21 protein-coding genes and 1 pseudogene are annotated in these 21863 nt (G+C 61.9%); 7 read left to right on the top strand and 15 right to left on the bottom strand.

Annotated features, from left to right (window positions below; translation table 11 throughout):
• On the bottom strand, positions 1 to 672 hold the full coding sequence (locus CAF74_RS19405) for a paraquat-inducible protein A (RefSeq protein ID WP_085747397.1): 672 nt from the start codon (positions 670 to 672) through the stop codon (positions 1 to 3).
• Positions 669 to 1265: a paraquat-inducible protein A gene (locus CAF74_RS19400; protein ID WP_074690848.1), complete on the bottom strand. Its 597-nt coding sequence runs from the start codon at positions 1263 to 1265 to the stop codon at positions 669 to 671. The genes CAF74_RS19405 and CAF74_RS19400 overlap by 4 nt, the downstream gene beginning before the upstream one ends.
• 158 nt (positions 1266 to 1423) lie before the next feature.
• Here CAF74_RS19400 and CAF74_RS29685 point away from each other — a divergent pair.
• Positions 1424 to 1615 (top strand): annotated as a pseudogene (locus CAF74_RS29685) (hypothetical protein); the annotation flags it as partial.
• 154 nt (positions 1616 to 1769) lie between these two features.
• Here the strand turns inward: CAF74_RS29685 and gstA are convergent.
• On the bottom strand, positions 1770 to 2384 hold the full coding sequence (gene gstA / locus CAF74_RS19390; RefSeq protein WP_085747395.1) for a glutathione transferase GstA: 615 nt from the start codon (positions 2382 to 2384) through the stop codon (positions 1770 to 1772).
• A 108-nt stretch (positions 2385 to 2492) separates the two neighbouring features.
• Here gstA and CAF74_RS19385 point away from each other — a divergent pair, with 108 nt between their 5' ends.
• Positions 2493 to 3395, top strand: coding sequence for a transcriptional regulator GcvA (locus tag CAF74_RS19385; protein WP_085747394.1), 903 nt, complete (start codon positions 2493 to 2495; stop codon positions 3393 to 3395).
• A 123-nt stretch (positions 3396 to 3518) separates the two neighbouring features.
• The gene (locus tag CAF74_RS19380; protein ID WP_085747393.1) at positions 3519 to 3944 is read left to right on the top strand and encodes a cupin domain-containing protein; all 426 of its coding nucleotides are present in this window, start codon (positions 3519 to 3521) and stop codon (positions 3942 to 3944) included.
• A gap of 61 nt (positions 3945 to 4005) precedes the next feature.
• Here the strand turns inward: CAF74_RS19380 and CAF74_RS19375 are convergent, their stop codons facing one another.
• The 4 genes from CAF74_RS19375 to CAF74_RS19360 form a co-directional block, all read right to left on the bottom strand.
• Positions 4006 to 5121, bottom strand: a complete 1116-nt coding sequence (locus CAF74_RS19375) for an alkene reductase (protein ID WP_085747392.1) — start codon at positions 5119 to 5121, stop codon at positions 4006 to 4008.
• 150 nt (positions 5122 to 5271) lie between these two features.
• On the bottom strand, positions 5272 to 7509 hold the full coding sequence (locus tag CAF74_RS19370; RefSeq protein ID WP_085747391.1) for a molybdopterin cofactor-binding domain-containing protein: 2238 nt from the start codon (positions 7507 to 7509) through the stop codon (positions 5272 to 5274).
• A complete protein-coding gene (locus tag CAF74_RS19365) occupies positions 7506 to 7979 on the bottom strand; it encodes a (2Fe-2S)-binding protein (protein WP_085747390.1) in 474 nt (157 codons plus the stop codon). The genes CAF74_RS19370 and CAF74_RS19365 overlap by 4 nt, the downstream gene beginning before the upstream one ends.
• On the bottom strand, positions 7976 to 9235 hold the full coding sequence (locus CAF74_RS19360) for a cytochrome c (protein ID WP_085747389.1): 1260 nt from the start codon (positions 9233 to 9235) through the stop codon (positions 7976 to 7978). Before CAF74_RS19360 ends, CAF74_RS19365 begins: the two co-directional genes overlap by 4 nt.
• Positions 9236 to 9543: 308 nt before the next feature.
• Here CAF74_RS19360 and CAF74_RS19355 point away from each other — a divergent pair, with 308 nt between their 5' ends.
• Both CAF74_RS19355 and CAF74_RS19350 read left to right on the top strand, forming a co-directional pair.
• On the top strand, positions 9544 to 10743 hold the full coding sequence (locus CAF74_RS19355) for an MFS transporter (protein ID WP_085747388.1): 1200 nt from the start codon (positions 9544 to 9546) through the stop codon (positions 10741 to 10743).
• 100 nt (positions 10744 to 10843) lie between these two features.
• On the top strand, positions 10844 to 11761 hold the full coding sequence (locus CAF74_RS19350) for a LysR family transcriptional regulator (RefSeq protein ID WP_085747387.1): 918 nt from the start codon (positions 10844 to 10846) through the stop codon (positions 11759 to 11761).
• Positions 11762 to 11879: 118 nt separating this feature from the next.
• Here CAF74_RS19350 and CAF74_RS19345 read toward each other — a convergent pair whose 3' ends face one another.
• The 3 genes from CAF74_RS19345 to CAF74_RS19335 all read right to left on the bottom strand — a co-directional run bounded on the left by CAF74_RS19345 (position 11880) and on the right by CAF74_RS19335 (position 14848).
• Positions 11880 to 13082 carry an NAD(P)/FAD-dependent oxidoreductase gene (locus tag CAF74_RS19345; protein ID WP_085747386.1) on the bottom strand — a complete coding sequence of 401 codons (1203 nt, stop codon included), beginning with the start codon at positions 13080 to 13082 and terminating at the stop codon, positions 11880 to 11882.
• A gap of 223 nt (positions 13083 to 13305) precedes the next feature.
• Positions 13306 to 13680 carry a response regulator transcription factor gene (locus tag CAF74_RS19340; protein ID WP_176240498.1) on the bottom strand — a complete coding sequence of 125 codons (375 nt, stop codon included), beginning with the start codon at positions 13678 to 13680 and terminating at the stop codon, positions 13306 to 13308.
• Between the two features lie 148 nt (positions 13681 to 13828).
• Positions 13829 to 14848, bottom strand: a complete 1020-nt coding sequence (locus tag CAF74_RS19335) for a GlxA family transcriptional regulator (RefSeq protein WP_085747384.1) — start codon at positions 14846 to 14848, stop codon at positions 13829 to 13831.
• Between the two features lie 275 nt (positions 14849 to 15123).
• Between CAF74_RS19335 and CAF74_RS19330 the strand changes: the two genes are divergently transcribed.
• A complete protein-coding gene (locus CAF74_RS19330) occupies positions 15124 to 16083 on the top strand; it encodes an MBL fold metallo-hydrolase (protein WP_085747383.1) in 960 nt (319 codons plus the stop codon).
• A 130-nt stretch (positions 16084 to 16213) separates the two neighbouring features.
• On the opposite strand, the gene CAF74_RS19325 is transcribed toward CAF74_RS19330, so the two are convergent.
• The 5 genes from CAF74_RS19325 to CAF74_RS19305 form a co-directional block, all read right to left on the bottom strand.
• Positions 16214 to 16588, bottom strand: coding sequence for a response regulator transcription factor (locus tag CAF74_RS19325; RefSeq protein WP_085747382.1), 375 nt, complete (start codon positions 16586 to 16588; stop codon positions 16214 to 16216).
• Positions 16589 to 16714: 126 nt separating this feature from the next.
• Complete coding sequence (locus tag CAF74_RS19320) at positions 16715 to 17239, bottom strand: hypothetical protein (protein WP_085747381.1); 525 nt, start codon at positions 17237 to 17239, stop codon at positions 16715 to 16717.
• A 15-nt stretch (positions 17240 to 17254) separates the two neighbouring features.
• Positions 17255 to 17896, bottom strand: coding sequence for an AraC family transcriptional regulator (locus tag CAF74_RS19315; RefSeq protein ID WP_371857346.1), 642 nt, complete (start codon positions 17894 to 17896; stop codon positions 17255 to 17257).
• A 116-nt stretch (positions 17897 to 18012) separates the two neighbouring features.
• Positions 18013 to 19467 (bottom strand): sensor histidine kinase, encoded by a 1455-nt coding sequence (locus CAF74_RS19310; RefSeq protein WP_085747379.1) that lies wholly within the window; start codon positions 19465 to 19467, stop codon positions 18013 to 18015.
• A gap of 346 nt (positions 19468 to 19813) precedes the next feature.
• Complete coding sequence (locus CAF74_RS19305) at positions 19814 to 20461, bottom strand: response regulator transcription factor (RefSeq protein ID WP_011333881.1); 648 nt, start codon at positions 20459 to 20461, stop codon at positions 19814 to 19816.
• A gap of 402 nt (positions 20462 to 20863) precedes the next feature.
• Here CAF74_RS19305 and CAF74_RS19300 point away from each other — a divergent pair, with 402 nt between their 5' ends.
• Complete coding sequence (locus CAF74_RS19300; RefSeq protein WP_085747575.1) at positions 20864 to 21838, top strand: LysR family transcriptional regulator; 975 nt, start codon at positions 20864 to 20866, stop codon at positions 21836 to 21838.
• Positions 21839 to 21863 lie beyond the last annotated feature (25 nt).

Here is a 21863-nt window from a genome sequence, read left to right as displayed (position 1 = left end):
TTAAGTCGCTTGATGCCCCGGCACTTGTTCAGTCGAGTGCCGGGGTTTTTCCGTTTCATCGTCCGGCGCGTTATCCCAGATCAGGCGCGGGTCGAAGCTCATCGCCGAAAGCATCGTAAAGACCACCACAAGGCCGAAAAACAGAATCCCTACGCGCGGCTCGATATCCCCCAGCGCCTGAAACTTCACCAGCGCCGCCACCAGCGCAACCACCAGCACATCGAGCATCGACCAATAGCCGATTAGCTCGACGAAGCGGTACAGCTTCGAACGCTCCTTGCGTGCCCAATGGCTGTCCCGTTGCACGGTGACCAGCAGCAGGGTCAGCGCCACGAATTTCACCCCCGGCACAGCGATGCTGGCGATGAAGATGATCAGGGCGATGTCCCACGCGCCGTGTTCCCAGAACTCCAGCACGCCGCTCATGATGGTGCTGTCGGCGCCGCTGCCGAGCAGGGTGGTGTTCATCACCGGCAGCAGATTGGCCGGCACGTAAAACGCCAGCGCGGCGAACATGTAGGCCCAGGTGCGGGTCAGCGAATTGGTTTTGCGCCGGTGCAGCGGGGCGTCGCAGCGCGGGCATTGGTGCGGTTCGCCAGTCATGTCGCAGGCCAGCCCGCAACTGTGGCACAGGCAGAGGTTGAGTTCGGTTGCCGTCGGTGGTCGTTTCATAGGATGTCCCACAGTTCGCGCACGTCGCGCCCGGCGATGCGGATTAGCAACAGGCTGAGCACGGCCAGGGCAAACAGGCCGATGCCGGGAATGACGTCGAGCATGCCCGCCAGTTTGAACACCGCGACCATCGCGCCGAGCAGGCAGACTTCGAGCATGCTCCACGGCCGCAGCGTTTCCAGCCAGCGCATGCACAGCTTGAACCCCGGCGAGCGGCGCGAAGCGAGGGCGAAGCTCAAGACCCAGATCAACAGCACCAGTTGAAAGGCCGGGGCGATGATGATCGAGATTGCCGCGACCATCGCCATGAAGGTGATCGGTCCCTGACTCAGGGCCAGCACCGAATCCCAGAGGGTCGCGCTGTTTTTCAGGCCCTTCATGCTGATGCTCATCACCGGGTAGAAATTGGCGAACAGCCACAGCATCGCCGCGGTGAAGCTCAGGGCCAGCCGTTGCTCCACGCTCAGGTTGTTGTAGCGCTGGAGCACGGCGCCGCAACGCACGCAGAGGGTCTTCTGGTGTTTGGCCAGCGCGACTTTTTCGTACACGCAGTCGCAATGCTCGCAGATGATCAGTTGATCGGTGCTGGCCATGGGGCGCTCGACGGGAGGAGGGCTGAACCCTCTTCACTATAGAAGCGCTGGGGCATTCGGCAACCGGGGTGCCATTCGTCCAGTACGGGGCACTAACCATTACGCACTCGTTTCACACGTTCAGGTACGAACATCCCGCACCAGAACGGAGAGCCCTCATGGACATTGATGAAGATGCACCCGGCAACCGGTCACAACAGGCAGTGACGCGCACAACCGACAACGAAACTGGTCATGATCCGCGCAAAGATGAATCGCCAGTTCCATTGCCACCGGACGATGAAGCGCCATTGGAGGAAGACATGAGCGATGTGGCGGCCAACGATTCGGTGGGTTCTGAGCATCCGCAGGACGGCAACGGTTCGGGAAGCGCCGACGCCAACCCGCAGAGCACCGCCAAGGATGATGAGGACAGAGAAGCGCGGGGCCTGCCGGCAAGTGATCCGGAGTCGGGCGCCTGACTGCGCGCCGGCCCATTAAGGGCGCTTGGCGCAACCGGTCGTGTCAGACGACCGGTTGCGTGGCTTCCTCTGCCGCGATGGCCGCCCGCACGCTGGGCCGCTCGGCGATGCGCGACATGTAGCTCGCCAGCGCTGGCCAGTTTTCGATGGCGATACTGAATGTCGGCAACCACTTCAGCACCGTGAACAGATAGGCATCCGCTACGCCGAACGCCTGCATCAGAAAGGGCTGGGTGGCGAGGATGCGGTTCAGGTAATCCAGTCGCTTGAACAGTTTGTGTTTGAAGATGGTTTTGGTGGTTTCCGGGATTTCGCTGCTGAACAGCGGCGCGCTGCCGCCATGAATTTCCGAACTGATGAAATTCAGGTATTCCTGCAGGCGCGAGCGTTCCCAGGTGCCATTGGCCGGGGCCATCGAATGACCGGGTACGAGGTCGGCGAGGTATTGCAGAATGGCCGGCCCTTCGGTCAGCACTTCACCGTTGTCGAGCATCAGCGCGGCCACGTAACCCTTCGGATTGATCTGGCGAAAGTCCCGGCCGTCGGCGGTTTGCTTGGTCTGGTTGTTGACCCGGATCAGCTCGAACGGCAGCTCCAGTTCGCGCAGCACAATGTGCGGCGACAGCGAACAGGTCATGGGGGCGAAGTACAGTTTCATGGGATCTCCTTGCAGGTAGAGCCTCAGAATCCGCTATCGCCGCGCCGCTTCGCAAAGGACAAATGCAGTGCTAGCGTATGACAAAATCTCATGGACTGAAGAGGTCATATGCTGCCCCGATTGCCATCGCTCAATGGATTGCGCGCCTTCGAATGCGCCGCCCGGCATATGAGCTTCACCCGCGCCGCCGAAGAACTGAACGTCACGCAGACCGCGATCAGCCATCAGATCCGGCGCCTTGAAGATGAGCTTGGCGTGCGTCTGTTCATGCGCTTGAAGGACGGGTTGGCGTTGACCGAGGAGGGCAATGCTTACTTGCCCGGCATTCGTTCGGCGTTTCTTGAATTGCGCTACTCGACTGAAAAGCTGCTGGAATCGAGCAACAACAGTGTCCTGACCATCAGCACTTTGGTGTCGGTGGCGTCCAAATGGTTGTTGCCGCGTCTGCCGTCATTTCGCGAGGCGCATCCCGAGATTGATGTGCGGATCAGCGCCTCCACCGAGTGGGTGGACTTTCGCAAGGGCGGCATCGATGCGGCGATCCGCTACGGCGACGGGAACTGGCCGGGGCTGCGGGCCGACTGGTTGATGGCCGACGAGATCTTTCCGGTGTGCAGTCCGCGACTGCTGAACGGCGACAAGCCGTTGAATACACCGGTGGACCTGGCCCATCACCCTTTGCTGCAAGTCAGCGGCGTGACCGCCAATGACTGGAACGACTGGCTGCACGCGGCAGGCCAGCCACCGCTGACGGCCAAGGGTCCGCGATTGACCTTCGACCTGGCGATGATGGCGGTGCAGGCGGCGATTGACGGGCAGGGCGTGTGCATCGGTCGCTCGACCTATGTCGATGACGATCTGCGCGCAGGCAGGCTGGTGGCGCCGTTTGATTTGCGCTTGAAATCCGCTTCCGGCTTCTACCTCGTCACGCCCCACGATCAGGCAGAATCGAAAAAGATCGTGGCGTTCAGAGGCTGGCTATCGCAGGTGCTGGCCAAACCCTTTGTATAAGCGTGTATCCATCGCGCCGCCGTACACAAACGGGTAACAAACCCCGTCATCAGGACACATCCCGCATACAGGCCTCGCCCAAAGTAGGTGCCAACACACCACGACTTCCAAGAGGACAACACCATGCGCCGCACACTTCTGATGACCGCTGCCGCCGTACTCGTTTCGCTGACCGGCCTCGCACAGGCGGCTGAAACCCCATCTGCCGCCCCGGCGAAGAACTGGCAACAAGGCCTGAGCCGTACCGATCTGGTCCGACAGGATCTGGGTGCGGCGGATCGCGAGGTGATACAGGCTCGCGTCGATTTCGAACCAGGCGTCACCTCGCCCAACCATGCGCATCCGGGTGTGGAAGTGGCTTACGTGATCAGCGGCACGTTCGAATACCGGCTCGAAGGGCAGGCACCGGTGACGCTCAAGGCGGGTGATTCACTGTTCATCCCGGCGGGTGTGGCGCATATCGCCAAGAATGTCGGCAACGAGAAGGGCTCGGAACTGGCGACCTACATCGTCAAGAAGGGCGAGCCGCTGCTGATTCTCAAGCAGTAAGGTCGCTGAAAAAAAGGCCTGCCGATGTGGCAGGCCTTTTTTGCGTCCGCTGTTCAGCGTATCAGTGGGCGTAAACCGGGTAGTCGGTGTAACCACGCTGATCGCCACCAAAGAACGTGCTCGGGTCCGGTGCGTTGAGCGTCAGCCCTTCGCGGATTCGCCGAGGCAGATCGGGGTTGGCCAGGAACGGTCGGCCGAACGCGATAATGTCGGCGCGACCGTCGGCCAGCGCCTGTTCCGCCGACTCGGGGTCGTAGCCGCCGGCGATCATCAACACGCCAGCCCAGGCATCACGCAACTGAGCGATGATCGCGTCCCAGCGCGGATCGAAGTTTTCATCCTTGACGGTGCCGACCACGGCGGGCTCGACCAGATGCAGGTAGGCCAGTTTCCAGCGGTTCAACGAACTCACGATGTAGCCGAACGTGGCTTCCGGCGATTCATCACCCATGCCCATGAAGCGGCCCATGGGCGTCAGGCGCACGCCGACCCGGTCGGCACCGACTTCGTCGACCACGGCCGCCACCACTTCCAGTAACAGGCGCGCACGGTTTTCCAGGGTGCCGCCATAACCGTCGGTGCGCTGGTTGCTGTTGCTGTTGATGAACTGGTCCAGCAGATAGCCGTTGCCGGCGTGAATTTCCACGCCATCCATCCCGGCGTTCAGCGCATTGCGTGCGGCGCGGCGGTAGTCGCTGATGATGTCCGCGATCTCCGACGTTTGCAGTGCGCGCGGCACCGGCACGTCACCCCAGACACCGTTGCCCTCGGCATCGACGATGAAAGTCTTGCCCGGTACAGGCAATGCGCTCGGCGCCACCGGCAATGCGTTGTCCGGTTGAAAGCTTGGGTGCGATACGCGGCCCACATGCCACAGCTGCATGAAGATCAACCCGCCGGCCTCGTGTACTTGGCGGCTGACTTCGCGCCAGGCTTGCACCTGTTCGTCGTTGTAGATGCCAGGCGTCCACGCATAACCCTGACCCTGACGGGAAATCTGCGTGGCCTCGGTAATGATCAGCGCGGCGCTCGCCCGCTGGCGGTAGTACTCGGCGTTCATGGATGTCGGGATGTCGCCCGGTTGCCCGGCACGGGAGCGAGTCAACGGCGCCATCGCTACCCGGTGGGGAAGTGTGTAAGGGCCGAGGGCGATGGGACGGAACAGTTGTTGTGTCATGGGGATTCTCCAGTCTTCGAAAAGGATCGGCAGGGCGGTGTCGGGACATTTGGCCCGACACCGGATGGCCCTACGTTAAGCGGCTGTCCGGTGCTTGATAATCCACACGCGACGCCACGCTGCATTGCGTGAAATGCAACGTGGCGCGGTTCAGGAAGGCTGTTGCGAGCGGGGCAGGGGCAGGTTCAGCCAACGCCGGCCGGTGGCATTCGCCACGGCATTGCCGATGGCAGCCGCCATGGGGCCCTGGACGATTTCGGCGGCCCCCAGAAACGGTTGCCCCGGTTGGTCGAGCAGGTGAACGTCGACCTTCCTGGGGACTTGCGAGAAGCGCAGGATCGGGTAGCCGCTCCAGTCGTAGCTGCGGATGCCGCCGGCGTCATAGGCGACTTTTTCATACAGCGTCCAGCTGGTGGACTGCACGATCCCGCCCTCGACCTGGTTGCGCAGGCCATCGGGACTGACGATCTGTCCCACGTCGACCGCCGTGACGACGTGATCGATCTGCACTTCGCCGGTCTGCGGATGCACCCGCAGACGCACGGCAATGGCGCAGTAGCCCATGATGTTTTTGTAACGCGCGAAGGCGAAGCCAAGGCCTGCGCCGGGTTCACTGCTTTTTTGCGGCCAGCCGACGGCATCGCGAACCTTTTCCACAACAGCCCGTGCCCGAGGGTCTGTCAGGTGCGCCAGACGCAGGGCAACCGGATCGACTGCGGCCTTGGCGGCGAGTTCGTCGATACAGGCTTCGATGGCGAAGACGTTGATGTGGGCGCCCAGCGAGCGCATGGCCGAGGTGCGGAACGGCATTTCGGTGACGAAGTTCATGTCGATCCGCGAAGAGGCCACGGTGTACAGCGGCACCGCGTTACGATCGCCATCGCCCTCAGGCTGGGCGATCGGCACCGAGGGTGCTGAAGCGAAAGGCCGGGCCAGCAGGCGTGCAGGCAGCAAGCGCCCGGCGTTGACGATGCGTTCGTTGTGCGGCGTGGTCCACAGCTCATAGTTCCAGTCCTGCAGCCGACCCTGTGGGTCAAGGTTGGCTTGCACTTCGGTGACCATCGCCGAGCTGTAGGGCTCCCAGAGGTTTTCCTGCTCGCGCATCCACTGCACCCGCACCGGCGAGCCCGGTACGCGCATGGCAATCAGCGCTGCGTCAGCCGCGGCATCGTCTGCGCCGTTGTGGCCGTAACAGCCGGAGCCTTCAGTGTGGATGCAGCGCACGCGCTCGGGCGGCAACCGCAGCATTTCGGCGATCCCGGCTCGCAGCGGATACACGCCCTGGGTGTGGGTCCAGACGGTGAGGGTGCCGTCCTTGAACCAGGCCACGGCGCAGGACGGGCCGATCGAACCATGCATCAGGTACTGCTTGGTCACCCGGGCGCGATATTCGTTGTCGGTTTTGCCTTGGGGCGTGCCTTCATGGCTGATCGGATAACGCCGTGAAGGCAGGCGTTTGAGCAAGGTGTGGATGTCGTGCGATTCGGGAATCGCCTGTCCGCCGCTCCAGCGCGCCGATGCGTATCCATGACGCATGGCTTTGATCGCCTGCCATTCATCCCGCGCTACCACGGCCAGATAATTGCCGTCGCGAATCACCTGCACCACCCCGGACAGGGCCTTGATCGATTCCGCATCGATGGCTTCCAGCGTGCAGCCGGGGCGCGGCGGGCGGATGACCCGGGCGTGGAGCATGCCCGGCAGGCGAATGTCCTGCACGAACGCCGCGCCGCCGCTGACTTTGCCCGGGATATCCAGCCGTGGCAGCGAATGGCCGATGAGCTTGAACGACGCCGGTGGCATCGAGGGCGATGCGGATTTTGCGTAGCGGTGCAGATCCACATCCTGCACGGCGTCGGCGTAGGACATGCGCTGCCCGGTCGGGCCGAGAATGATTCCGTCGCAAGTCGTCAGCAACGCCGGCGCAACGTTCCAGCTGCGCCCGGCCGATTCCAGCAGCATCTCACGCACTTGCGCCGCCGCGTTGAACAGCGCGGTGCCGCTGTCGAAAATCGAGTGGCTGCCGGCGGTGTAGCCTTCGTTCGGCGTGAGTGCGGTGTCGGCGGTGAGCAGGTTGATCGCGGTCGGGGCGACCTCCAGGCGTTCAGCGGCAATTTGCAGTAACGCGGTTTTGACCCCGGTGCCCAGTTCGACCTTGCCGGTGTAGACGGTGATGCCGTCGGGGCCGACGCGGATCCAGGCATCGAGCCAGGGGTTGGTGCGCAGGCTGCCGGGCAGGTCCGGCGCCAGCACGACCGTACCGAGGGTATCGACTTCGGTGTCAGCCAGGGCGCGGCGCGAGACCGGCACCAAAGCAAACGCCACCAGCAGGGCGCCGCCGCGCAGGAACGCACGGCGACTGTGATCGACCTCGTTGATCGCTGTCATAGCGCGCTCCCGTTTTGCCGGGCGACAAGGCTGATCGCCTCGATGATGCGCAAGTGCGTGCCGCAGCGGCACAGGTTGACGGACATGTGTTCGCGAATGGTCTGCTCATCGGGATGCGGATTGCTTTCCAGCAATGCCTGCGCACGCATCAACATGCCGGCGATGCAGTAACCGCATTGAGCGGCCTGTTTGTCGATGAACGCTTGCTGCAGGGAGCCGGGGTGTTCGGCGGTTCCCAGGCTCTCGACCGTCCGCACCTTTTTGCCCTCAAGACCGGCGCAGGGTGTCAGGCAGGAAAACACCGGTTGGTCATCGACGATGACGGTGCAGGCACCGCATTGGCCCAGACCACACCCGTACTTGGCGCCGTTGAGGCCCAGGTGATTGCGTAGCGCATAGAGCAGCGGCATGTCGGGTTCCAGCTCGAGGGCCCGGGAAGATCCGTTGACGTTGAGGGTGATCTGAGTCATTTCGTCTCCTGACGTAGCGCTTGGAGGGTGGCAGGAAGGTCGGTCCACGGATGGTCGGGTCTGGCCTGATGGCGCAGATAGACGGCCAGGGCGTCGAGTTGAGCGTTGTCGAGACTGGCGGCGAACGATGGCATCACCGGCCTCGGCTGACCGGGTTCTGCCGGGATGCCTTCGAGTACGGTTTTCACAAAGTTGCGCGGGCTGGCGGACTGCAGCGCCGAGGTGCGATCCAGTGCCGGGCGGCCGTCGATTTCACGCATCGGCGCGCCTTGGGCATGGCAGCCGGCGCAGGCACTGGTGAACAGCAGCGCGCCAGAGGATCGATCCGCAGGTTCAGCGCTGGCGCTCGGAATTTCGTTGATCGCAGTTTTCGCCGGCAGACTCAGCAGGTATTCGGCAATCGCCTGGGCATCTTCTGTGGGCAAGCGCGCCAGACCGAGACTGACCGGGCGCATCGGGCCCGCTGCCGTGCCGTGTCCGTCGACCACTTCGGCCCGCAGGTAACTCACCAATTGTTCGCTGCTCCACGGGTTTGCCCGGTGCGCCATGCCCAGCAGTGACGGCGCGTCCCAGCCATCCACGCTGCCGCCGGCCAGGTTTTCGCCGGATTTCTCGGCGCCGATCAGGTTCAACGGCGAATGACAGCCCGCGCAGTGACCGGGACCTTCGACCAGGTAACGTCCGCGATTCCACGTCTGCGATTGCTCCGCCAGCGGCGTCAGCGGTTTTCCATGCAGGAACAGCAGGTTCCAGAACGACACCAGTGGCCGGATGTTCATCGGGAAGTTCATGCGGTTCTGTTGTGGCGGCGAGTCCACCGCGGGGCCGCTCATCAGGTACGCATAGGCGTCGGCGATATCGTCTCCGCTCATGCGCCGGTAATGAACATAAGGGAAGGCCGGGTACAGGAAGTGGCCGTCGCGGGAGATCCCTTCACGCATCGCCCGCTCGAAGGCCGGCAGCGACCAGTGGCCGATGCCAGTCTGTGGATCCGGGGTGATGTTGGTGCTGTAGAGGGTGCCGAACGGCGTCACCAAAGGCAGTCCGCCGGCCAGGTATTGGCCGCCGGGCCGCGTGTGACACACCGCACAGTCGCCCGCCTCGACGACGCGCGCGCCGCGTTGCAGTTGTGCGGAATCGAAGGTTTGCGGGCGCTCGACCGGCGCAATTGCCGGCCGCCACATCAGCGCCAGGGCCGCGATTGCACCGATCGACGCGAGGGCTGCCGCGCTGACCCACAGTGCTCTGGATTTCATGAATTGGCCGTTCATGAGCGTTGGCCCAAGCGGCACGCGGTGGGCGTGAGGGACGGATTCGGCATCTTCGACAACTCCTTGAACGACCGGGGAAGGGCGCCGATGCAAAGCCCTGCGCCTGGTGCCCAAGGGTAGAGAAGGTGCAAACGTCCGAGTATTGCTGGACCGCGCAATAGCACGTTGCGCCAAGTGCAACGCCGAGGGTCGTTGCATTTGGCGCATCACTCAATTGCCCGAGGGATGGATACTCGAACGCCCGCACAGCCCCTAGCCTTGGCGTCACTTTCCCAACTCATTGAGGTGTCATCATGCTTACGGGCAATCCGGCAGCGGCGGCCAAGGCCGAACCATCCGCTTCTCTTTCCGGCCTGATGGTCGCGTTCCTGGCATTCTGCTGCGGCGCGGTCGTGGCCAACCTTTATTACGCTCAGCCGATCGTCGAACTGATCGCGCCGCAGATCGGCCTGTCCAGTGCCAATGCCAGTCTGATCGTTTCACTCACGCAGTTCGGTTATGCATTGGGCCTGCTGTTGCTGGTGCCGCTGGCCGACCTGATGGAAAACCGTCGGCTGGTGGTGGGCTTCACCCTGGCGGCGAGCGTGACGCTGTTGTGCGCCGGTCTGACGCATTCGCCGTCGATGTTCCTGGTCCTGTCGTTGCTGATCGGCCTGACTTCGGTGGCGGTGCAGATTCTGGTGCCGTTGGCCGCGCATCTGGCGCCCGAGGCAACCCGTGGCCGGGTGGTGGGCAACATCATGAGCGGCCTGTTGCTGGGCATTCTGCTGTCGCGGCCACTGTCGAGTCTGCTGGTGGAAGTGTTCGGCTGGCGCGGGGTGTTTTTCAGCGCAGCGGCGCTGATGGCTGTCATCGCCCTGATCATGGCGATTGCCTTGCCGCGCCGCGTCCCGAGCCATCAGGCGACGTACGCTGCGCTGATTGGCTCGGTGTTTGCGCTGGCCCGTCGGCACGCGGTTCTGCGTCAGCGTTCGCTGTATCAGGGCTTGCTGTTCGCCAGCTTCAGCCTGTTCTGGACCCTCGCACCGATCGAGTTGATGCGGCACCACGGTTTCAGTCAGGCACAGGTGGCGATATTTGCCCTGGTCGGCGCCGTCGGCGCGGTCGCAGCGCCGATTGCCGGGCGGCTGGCCGATGCCGGGCACGGTCGGCGCGGGACGCTCGTGGCACTGTTGCTGGCGCCGGCCTCGTTGCTGATCGCCGCGCTGCCGGGCAGCAGCTATATCTGGCTGGTGGTTTGCGCGGTGCTGCTGGATTTCGCCGTGCAACTGAACATGGTGCTGGGCCAGCGCGAGGTGTACGCCATCGACCCGCACAGCCGGGCTCGCCTGAATGCCGTGTACATGACCAGCATCTTTGTCGGCGGCGCGCTGGGATCGTTGGTCGCCAGTCCGCTCTACGAGCATTTTGGCTGGAACCTGTCCGCCGTGTCCGTGGCGTTGTTGCCGGCGCTGGCCCTGGCGCTGTTCCTGAGCCGCAAGGCCGATGCCTGAACCGCAGGCACCGCTGAGTCCGATGAAGCACGGTCCTACAAGACGATTGGCGAACGGTGATGCACAATCATCACCGTTTCCTTTCGATCGGGCTCCACTTATGGACAAGTTGCTGGCACTGAAGATGTTCGTTGAAACCGTCCGTTGCGGTGGTTACTCCTCGGCGGCGCGCAAACTCGGCATCTCCACCTCTTCGGTGACGCGCCAGGTGGCGGGGCTGGAACACGAGTTGGGCGCGAGCCTGCTCAACCGCACCACACGCAACACCAGCGTGACGGTCGCCGGCCAAACCTATTTCGAGAAAGCGGTGGCCATTCTCGATGCCATCGATGAGGCCGACGCGGTTGTCGCCGACCGGGGCAGCGAGGCGCAGGGACGCCTGCGCATCAGCGTGCCGGTGGAGTTCGGCCGACAGATCATTGCGCCGCAACTGGGAGTATTGCTCGACCGCCATCCGGGGCTTGAAATCAGTGTGTCGTTGAGCGATCAGGTCAGCGATCTGCTGAGCGAGCAGGTCGATGTCTCGGTGCGCCTGGGATCGTCGGTGGTCAGTGACGATATCGTCAGCAAACGCGTGGGCGGCTTCCAGCGCTGGGTGGTGGCGAGTCCGGATTACCTGAGCGGTCACGCTGTGCCGGCGCATCCACGAGACTTGCTTGAGCATCAATGCCTGCGCTTCGACTACGGTGGTTCGCACCAGCACTGGACGTTCCAGGGCGACGAGGAAACCATCCAGCTCAATGTGCATGGCCGCCTGCAAAGCAACAATGCCGACATCCTGCGCGAAGCGGCGGTGGCGGGGCGCGGGGTGGCCCTGCTGGCCGACTGGCTGGTGCGCGCTGATGTTGAGGCGGGTCGGTTGATGCGGCTGCTGGAGGGGTATGAAGTCAACCCCGGTAATGCGAGCTGCTGCATCAATGCGTTGTATCTGCCCAATCACCGGGGCTCCAGTCGTATCAATGTGTTCATCGACTTTCTGGAAGACATTCTGGCAGCGGAGCCATCGACTCAACGCTAGAGTGCCGTTTATTGCCGCCCGACGCTTTGTGAGTTCTGCATAAAAAAGCGCCCGCCAAAAAAACCGTGGCGGGCGCCTGGGAATGCGCAGCGATAGGGAAGTGTGAACCGTCGGGTGATCAGGCCACCGGAATCAACGGGTCGGCCGCGGCCAGTGCGGTTGCACGATCGGCGGCCGGCGGGTAGATCCACACGGTGTTGATCTGAGTCTTGAGGTCTTTGGCCTCTTGCCCGACCAGTTTCAATTGACGGTCCCAGCCCTCGGTGAACACCGCGCCCCAGGCGCCGAGGTCAAGGCAGGTCACGTACTTGGGCTGGCTGTAGGTGATCGGCGCGACACCGATCAGGTCAGCGGCCACATTGTTGCCGGCATAACGGCCCAGGCTGATCGCATGCTGGCAGGACATCGCGGCGTAGTTTCCGAGATCATCCGTAGCGGCATAAGCGACGTCGCCGGCGGCGAAGACATCGACGTGCCCCAGCACTTTCAGGTTGCCGTCGACATGCAGGCGACCCTGCGGATCACGGCTGCCCGGCACCTGTTCGGTGAGCGGGCTGGCGCGGAAGCCGACTGTCCAGACGACGGTGCTGGACTCGATCCGTTTGCCGTCGGCCAGGGTCACGCCGCCGGCATCGACCGAGGCCACCGAGGCGTCGACTATCCATTCAATGCCCAACTCTCGGGACGCTTCCACAATGGACGGGCGAATGCCGTCACCCAGCGTCGCGGCGATTTGCGGCGCGCGATCCACCACGATGACCCTGATCGGCGCATCGTCACCCAGTGCGGCACGCAGGCGGGCCGGCATTTCGGTGGCGGTTTCGATCCCGGTAAAACCACCACCGGCGACCACCACGGTATTTCGTGCTGCGCTCGACGGCTGGTCCTTCAACGACTTGATATGGGCTTCGAGGCGCGCGGCTTCTTCGATCTGATCGACATCGAAGGCGTGTTCGATCATGCCTTTGAGCGGTGGGCGAATCACGTGACTGCCGGCGGCCAACACCAGCCGGTCATAGCTCAGCGTGCTTTGTGTGCCGAAGGCATCGCTGTAGGTCACTTGCTTGCTGGCGGTATCGATGTTGTCGGCGATACCTTTGACAAATTTCACGCCCACGGCATCGAACAGTTCACCCAGCGGCGCTTTCATGTTGTGGACATCCGGCTCGTAGAAGCGCGGACGGATGCGCAGTTCTGCCTGGGGTGCGAGGACGGTGATCTGCACGTCGTTACGATCATGCTGGTCTAGCAGACGTGCGGCGCTCAGGGCGCTCCAGACTCCACCAAACCCTGCGCCTATCACTAAAATGTGCTGTTTCATCGGATGACTCCTGTGGAAATTCTGGTCGTTGAACGGCTTGTCCGTTCATGCGTGACCGTCTGCCGCTCTGCACGAAGCAGCTGGTTGTGAACAACCGCAGAGCCGGTTCGATTCGCTGGGGAAGATGCTATCGGGGAAGGTGCGGCGAGACACTTCTACATAGGGTCAGTGCCGACATGCTTAGGTATGGGGTGGGGTATACACAGGTATGGAAAGAGGGCCGTCAAACGGCGCGATTGAATGCGCTTTCGATGCAGGTGATGAGTTCGCCGCACGGGAAGGGTTTAGGGAAATAGGCGAGGGGCTCGGGGAATGCGGCGTTGACCCGTGGCGGACGCCCCTGGTAACCCGTGATGAAAATGATCGGGATGCGCACGCCTCGGGCGCACAGCTCATCGTACATCTCGATGCCGGACAGACCGGGCATCTGGATGTCCGAGATGATGCAGCCGGGGCGGGGCGGCGCCTTCATCGCCAGAAAAGCCTCCGCGTTCGGGTACAAATGCACGGTGTAGCCGTGCGAGCGCAACAGGCTGTCCAGCGCCATGCGCACGGACTCATCATCATCGACAACCGATACAACAGCGGTGTGGGACATTGCTTTACCAGGGCTGATCTCGGGTAGCCCGTCGAGGACGCCCGCCATTGCCGCACGATACGCCGCTCGGTTCGGCGGCGTACTTATACGTGTGTATAGCGACAGTATTTGAACGTCTGCGAGCCCGGCGCCATTGCGCTGTGTGGCGTCAGCGCGAGAACCGGCTGCGGTATTCCCGGGGCGAGACCGAGAGGTGACGGTAGAAGGTGTCGCGCATGCGTTCTTCGTCGCCAAACCCGCACAACTGCGCGATCTGGTCGATGTTGCGCTGAGAGTCTTCGAGCATTCGTCGCGCCGCTTCCAGGCGAAACAGCTCGAGTGCCTTGGCCGGCGTGCGGCCGATCTTGCGTTTGTAGACCCGCGCGAAATTGCGCGGGCTCATCTGCGCCTGTCGGGCCAGCGATTCGACGCTCAAGTGCGGGTCGCCGAGGTTTTCGCTGATCCACAGGTGCAATTCTTCGAAGCAGCCTCTGTCGTCGATCTGCGCTTGCAGCAACTGGCTGAACTGCGCCTGACCGCCAGGGCGTTTGAGAAAAACCACCAGCTCACGCGCCACCTTCAACGCCACGGCGCGGCCGCAATCGGCCTCGACCAGCGCCAGCGCCATGTCGATTCCGGTGGTGACCCCGGCGGAAGTCCAGACGTTGCCTTGCTGGATGTAGATCGCATCAAGGTCGACATCGACACTCGGAAAACCACCCTTGAGCATGTCGCACATCCCCCAGTGGGTGGTTGCGCGCAAGCCTTCCAGCAGCCCGGCCTGGGCCAGCAGAAAAGTGCCGCTGCACACCGAGGCGGTGCGTCTGGCCTTGGCCGATGCCGCGCGCAGCCAGTCGACCAACGCAACGTTGTCGAGCATGGCCTGACGGATGTTCGGCGCACCGGGCACGATCAGCGTATCGATGGTTGTCTCGTCAAAGGTGCGCAGGGCCAAGGTGTTGACCGACAGCCCTTCGGCGGTGGCGATCAATCCGCCGTCCAGGCTTGCGGTGTGCAACGCGTAGCCAGGCAAGCCGCGTTCGGCCATGGCCTTGGACGCGGCCCAGAACACGGTTTGTGCGCCGGTCAGGTCCAGCAAGCCCATCTGCGGATACGCCAGGAACACCAGCGTGCGCGGTTGCGCGAGCAAGCAGGTGAGAGGGTCGGGTTGGTGAAAAATAGAGTTCATGACTGCTCAGGGACCTGATGATCGCCCGCTTTTCGGCGATCCGGTGCGCCGTAGTTTCGGTGTTTGCGGGCAGGAGCGCGAATATACATTGGTATGGGCCACTGCCACCTCAACAGCGGCGTTACTCGGTCGATGTGGTTCAAGCCCTATACCCGCGTATGGTGTTGGACGTCGTGGTCGCGATGCACACTCGATTTCAAGGCGCGCCATTCAGCGCTTGCGCCAGCAAGAGCATTCGTCCGGGAAATTTTGACTCAGCCAAGAGGAAAGCGACCATGTCAACGTATCTGAATCACTCCAATCAAACCAACGCAACCGATGACCGGCAGGCGTCCGTCACCCGCCAGCCATTCGCTCCGGCGCAGGAGCTGGTGCCATCGCGCTACGCACTGCAGGTCGGCGACATCGACGTGGTGGTGATCAGCGACGGCGTGCTGCCGCTGCCGACCTCGACCATGTCCACAAATGCCGACCCGCAGGCTCGCGCCGCCTGGTTCAAGGACATGTTCCTGGGGCCGGACGCGTTTGACTGGGCACTCAACGTGCTGGTGGTGCGCAGCGGCGAGCAGATCATTCTGGTCGACGCCGGGCTGGGCGGGCAGTTTCCCGGCTTCCCCCGGGCCGGCCAGTTGCCGAAACGCCTGGAAGCGGCGGGCATTGATCTGGCCAGCGTGACCGATATCGTGATCACGCACATGCACATGGATCATGTCGGCGGTCTGCTGGTGGAAGAAGTGAAGAGCCGGTTGCGTGCGGACGTGCGCATTCACGTCTCGGCAAAAGAGGTCGAGTTCTGGGAGACGCCGGACTTCACCCAGACCGTCATGCCGGCGCCAGTGCCTGACGTTCTGCGCGCGACGGCCAATCAGTTCATCAACGATTACCGCCGCCAGGTGCGCACCTTCGAGGATGAATACGAAGTGGCGCCGGGGGTGGTGGTGAAACTCACCGGCGGGCATACGCCGGGGCACAGCATTGTCTACGTAAACTCGGGCGGCGAACGCCTGACCTTTGCTGGCGACGCACTGTTTCCGGTGGCCTTCGAGCATCCGGAATGGCACAACGGTTTCGAGCATGATCCTGAAGAGTCGGTGCGTGTTCGAATGCGTCTGATGCGCGAAGCGGCGGCGAGTGGCGAGTGGTTTGTTGCCACCCATCTGCCGTTCCCGTCGGTGGGCCGCGTGGCGGTCGATGGCGATGCGTTCCGCTGGATTGCAGCGTTCTGGGATTACTGACCGGCTGTCGGCGGCCCGGCTGCATTCGGCCGGGCTCGATAAAAATCAGGCCCCGCAAGTGATGAACTTGCGGGGCCTTTTTTGTTTTGAGGTTTATCGGTCGGGCAGGGCCGCGGCTCTTTTTGGGGGCTCAACGTCCGCGCATCAGCGCCTGCTCGATGCAGGCCAGCAGTGCTTCGGTATGGAAGGGTTTGGAGAAATAACCTTCCGGCGTCTTCACACGGGTGCTGAATTCAGGGGGCAGGCCCGGCTTGCCGGTGATGAAAATCGTCGGAATATGGATCTTCCTGGCCGCCAGCGCCTCGTACATTTCGACCCCGCACATGCCGGGCATCTGAATGTCCGAGATCAGGCACCTGGTCTGCTCTGGCGCGCTCGATTCAAGAAACGCAAAAGCGCTGTTGAATGTCTTGACCGTATAACCGCAAGACCGCAACAAACTGTCCATTGAAACCAGAACAAGTTCGTCATCATCGACAACTGAAACAATAGCTGAGTTGAACATGGGAAACCTTGCGTTCTTTGCGGGTGTCTGTCGCGCCCGCCATACTTGCAAGATACGCTTTCAAAAATTGTGGAATAGTATACGTGGGTATGTTTGGTTGGTTTTTTTGTTAGTTGCGAAAGTTAATCAATGTTCAGCAAATAAATGGTTGTTGATTAACGAAAGAAAGTAACTGTTATGTCGAGTACAGGCTTCAAAGAGTTGTCGGCTGGCGCAGTCGTTGTTGGCAATTGCGCTGGCGCGACAGTCGCGGAACAAGGCGTCGGCGGCCCGTAGCGTTCGCAGGGCGCGATCGATGCCTTTCAGGCAGTCGGCGAAACACAAAGGCTCTGCCGCGTCATTGAGGCGATAGAGCGCGTCACGCTGGGCATGGCCGCCCAGGTCGGTGATGCCGGTGACGAGAAAGTCGGCGTAACGGGTATTGGCATTCAACAGTCTGTGCAACAGTGTCTGCACCGGCAAAAAGCTGACGGTGCGCATTGTCTGCTGGCTGTGTCTGAGTCGCGCCAGAATGCTCAGCGTCGCGCTCAGGGTCTGCGTCAATGCGTCGATGATCTCCACGCGTTCAGCGGTTGATAACGAGGTGTGCGTGCCATAGCGCGTAATGCAGGGCGGGTGACTGACAAGATAGAGTTTGTGCGGTGCGTTCATGACCACCGTCTCCGGCTAGCGCTCGTGCGCGATTGAATGTTGTGATTGCAGCAGCGGACTCCACTGTTTCTGGTTGTCCGGGCGTCGGTAGTACACCACCATGCGCCGGGCGACCTGCATGGCCAGCTCGCGACCGTGATCGGCCTCGACCAGCGCCAGCGCCAGATCGATCCCGGCGCTGACGCCGGCGCAGGTCCACACCGATGCCTGGTGGACGAAGATGGCCTCGCGATCCAGCTCGACCCTGGGGAACAGCCGCTCGAACATGTCAGCCATCAACCAGTGTGTCGCCACGCGCAGTCCATCGAGCAGTCCGGCCTGAGCCAGGAAAAAAGCACCGCTGCATACCGACGTCGTACGGTTGGCCGTCGCTGACGTGGCGCGCAACCAATCGACCAGCGGCGCGTTGTCTCGCAACGCCTGGCTGATGAACGCCGAGCCCGGAACGATCAACGTATTGATCGGCTCGTCGCCGAGCTCATCCAGCCGCCGGGTTTGAACCACCAGGCCTTCGCCGGTCTGCACCGGCCCGCCTTGCAGGCTCGCGGTGTGCAAGGCATAACCGGGCAAACCGAGTTGCGCCAGTCCGCACGTCGCCGCCCAGAAAACGGTCTGCGCGCCGGTCAGATCCAGCAGGCCCATTTGCGGGTATGCCACGAAAACGACGGTTCGTTCGTGTACGGGGGTTTCGGGTTCTGCGCCGGGGTTTGTACGTTGGATAGACAATGCGGGTCTCCATATCGCCACCGGGCGACATCAGGGGTGGGTGGTTGTCATTGATCGTGTTCGAGCGCAGCCAATGGAATCGCAAACACAAACTGGGTGCCGACGCCCTCGGTGCTGTTGACCCAGATGCGGCCGCCGTGGAATTCAATGATCGAACGGCAAATCGAGAGGCCCATTCCCAGTCCGGTGGGCTTGGTGGTGAAGAATGGGTCGAACAGCGAAGGCAGGATGTCCTCGGCAATGCCGACGCCGGAGTCGGCGATTTCAAGCACGGCCTCGTTGTGCAGGATCGAGGTGGTAATCCGCAGCGTCCGGGCGCGGTCAAGCACATTGGCCATGGCCTGGCAGGCGTTGATGATCAGATTGATGATGACTTGCTGCAGTTGTACCCGGTCACCTTTGATCCGCGCACCGTGAGTGCCCAGTCGGGCGTGCGGGCGAACCTCATGGAAGCTGATGTCATGTTGCATCAGCGTCAGCGAGTCACTGACGATGTCGTCGAACACTTCGACATTGCGCTGCACCTCGCTGTGTCGCGATAACGCTCGAATACATGCGATGACATCGGAGACCCTGACCGAGTTTTGAATGATCCGGTCCAGCGAACGGCGGGCTTCTTCCAGGTTGGGTTCGGGCCGGTTGATCCAGCGTTTGCAGGATTCGCCGCTGGTGATGACCGCTGCCAGCGGCTGATTGATTTCGTGGGCAATCGACGCGGCCAGTTCGCCCATGGAAGTCAGGCGCGTGACGTGGGCGAGGGTGGCCTGCGAGTGAAACAACGCCTCTTCCGACTGTTTGCTGGCGGTGACGTCCATCAGCGCCCCGGCGTATTGCGTGCGCCCGCGATGTCTGGGCAACGGGCTGGCGATCATCTGCACGTGCTTGATCCGACCATCCGGCATGAGCAGCCGATGCTCGACTTCGACCAGCTCTTGCCGGCGCGCAAACTGTTCCAGCACCTGATCGATAACCGGCAGGTCGTCGGGATGAGTGCGTGACTTGACCAGCGCCAGTGTCGGGGTGACGTCCGGCGAGTACTCGAAAATACGCGACGACTCTTGCGACCATGACACGCTGACTTTTTTATCGATGATGAAACCGATACTGCCGGTGTGGGTAAGTTTCTGTGCGCCCAGAAAGAACGCTTCCTTGCGCCGCAGCGTTTCCGTGGCGCGTTTGCTGCGCAACGCGAGCAGGGAAATGGTCGTCAACGCGATCAGGCACCTGACGAATCCGGCGATGCTGCGGTGATCGCGATAACCTTCATCGACCAGGAAGTCGGCCGTCAGCAGCGTGAGGCAACCCAACGCGACGGCAAGAAATACCGGTACCGGGAAGATGTTCGCGGACATGAATACCAGCGTGATGTAGAACAACGTCGGCGCAACGTCCAGATCGAGGTACGCGTTGGTGATATAGATCATGCTGCCGACCACTATGGCGCAAAGCCAGGCGAAGGCGTCTGAACAAAGAAGTTGTGCGCGACGTTTGATGATAGACATTTATTCTTCCAGATTTTTGCTATCGGACGGCAGGTCGTGTTCTTTCGATGAAGCAGGCAAACGCTATTAAAGGCGTATTAATGAAGAGGTTAAAAAGTCTGAAGTTGTTTTTCAGGCATGACGGTTGTTGGCGACTGTTTGTCATTCACCAATCGTTGTATTGAGTAATGGTTATTTGAATAAAGATCTTATTCGAAGACTTCTACGCTGGCACTGCTGCATTGGGTCATTTGCAGTATGACTGCGTATGAAGCGGATATACCCAAGTGTTAGTTGTTCGGAACTTGAGTGTTGATGGTGCCGGCCAGCCACGGCGGCTTGAGCCATACCGTATGGTTTCATTCGGTCACCGATGTGCAGGTAGCGCCGCGATGACTTCGGCCATGCGCACCAGGTCGGCAAATGAGCGCGCGCCCATCTTGCGCATGGCCTGGCCCCGGTGGATCTTCACAGTGATTTCACTGAGGCCGATTTCCCCGGCGATCTGCTTGTTCATCAAGCCTGAGGCCGCCAGCGCCATGACCGTCTGCTCCCGGGGTGTCAACGTCCCATGACGGGCGCGCAGCTCATCGGCATGCCGCCCTGACTCGCGACGCTGCTTGTCCCGCGAGTGTGCGGCGCAGACGGCATCGATCAGGTCCTGCTCGCGAAACGGTTTGGTCAGGAAGTCCACCGCGCCGGCTTTCATCGCGCGCACGGTCATGGCGATATCGCCGTGTCCGGTGATGAACACGATTGGCACATTGATTCCGGCGGTGGCCAGTTCATTCTGGAAATCCAGCCCGCTGCTGCCTTGCAGGCGCACGTCGAGTACCAGGCAACTCAGCGTGTCCGGACGTTGATACGTCATGAACTCGGCGACCGATCCGAATAGCTCCACCCGCAGACCAATGGAGCGCAACAGGCTGCCGAGGGATTCGCGCAACGCGGCATCGTCGTCGACGATGAATACCACCGGCTCGCTGGGGTTGTTGCTGATGGGATTGTTGTTCATTGCTCTTTTCCCAAAAGGTTGTGACGTTGTGGCGAATCCCTTGGCCGGGCGGCCGGTGTTTGCTCGTGCGGGTTGATGCCCGACCAGAGACACGGTCCCGCTGGCGATAGCGCCGTGCGACACGTTGCGCAGGTGTGGGCGTGAGTAGATAGACGGTTAAGCATCGTAGTGGCGCAGCACGCCGTCAGCTAGGACAAAAAACCCGATAAAACGGCCATTGCACCGGTCTTTTCGCGGCCCGATGCAGCGATCGGTTTCAAACGGTTCATACACAAGTATCAAAACACTCACCTAACGCATGATCCCGCTGTCCCCAAGTACCACAGACGTCCGGCAGGCGCGCCCTTAACCTTTATCAGCTCTCCGTCGATTTCAATGGCCGCGTGCCGGGTGGTGAACTTCATGAACAGAAATGAACTCCGTCGTGTCGACATCAATCTGCTGGTGGTCTTCGAGACGCTGATGCATGAGCGCAACGTCAGCCGGGTCGGCGAGAAGCTGTTTCTCGGTCAACCGACCATCAGTGCAGCGCTGGGGCGTTTGCGTGTGCTTTTCGACGATCCGTTGTTCGTTCGTGCGGGGAGGGTGATGGAGCCGACAAGGCGGGCCGAGGAAATTTTCGCCAACCTGACGCCGGCGCTGGATGGCGTTGTCGCGGCGTTGAGCCGTTGCCAGCCCTTCGACCCAGCTACCAGCGAGGTGACCTTTCAGGTCGGCCTGTCCGACGATGTCGAATACGCGTTGCTCCCGCGACTGCTGCGCCAGCTTCGTAGCGAGGCGCCCAATATTGCCTTGGTGGTGCTGCGCGTCGATCAGCAGCAGATGTCGCAGCGGCTGTTCAATGGCGAGATTTCTCTGGGCATCAGCCCTACGCTCGATCTGCCGGCCAACGCTCGACGCAAGAGTCTACGGTCGATCCGGCCTATGCTCCTGCGCTCGGATACCCGCCCGGGCCTGCTGGCGCTCGATGAGTTCTGCGAGCGACCGCATGCCATCGTGTCGTCCATGGGCAAAGCCAAAGACGACACCGACCACGCGCTGGACCTGCTCGGACGTCGGCGCAAAGTGGTGCTGGCAGTGCCGCAGTTCAGTGCCTTGCCAAGGTTGTTGGCGCAGAGCGACATGCTGGTCATCGTTCCGGATTACGTGGCCAGGGCCATGGCCTCGGTGAATGGCATCAGGGCCGAGCCGGCCCCTCTGTTGCTGCCATCGCGGGAGCTTTCCATGGTCTGGCGTGCCGCTGCGCACAACGATTGCGCTCAGCGTTGGCTGCGCTCGCGTTGCCTGGCATTTTTTGGCACGCCGATTGAGTTGCAGGTAGTGCCAAAATTACGCCCGGCGTTGCCCGTCGATCAGGCGTTGATGATGGCCCGGTAGATAACTGCAACGGCTGTGTGATTCG

The organism is Pseudomonas sp. R45(2017) (assembly GCF_002112305.1).
Taxonomy (GTDB): Bacteria; Pseudomonadota; Gammaproteobacteria; order Pseudomonadales; family Pseudomonadaceae; genus Aquipseudomonas; species Aquipseudomonas paraglycinae.
This window is presented reverse-complemented; position numbering and strand designations above follow the sequence as displayed.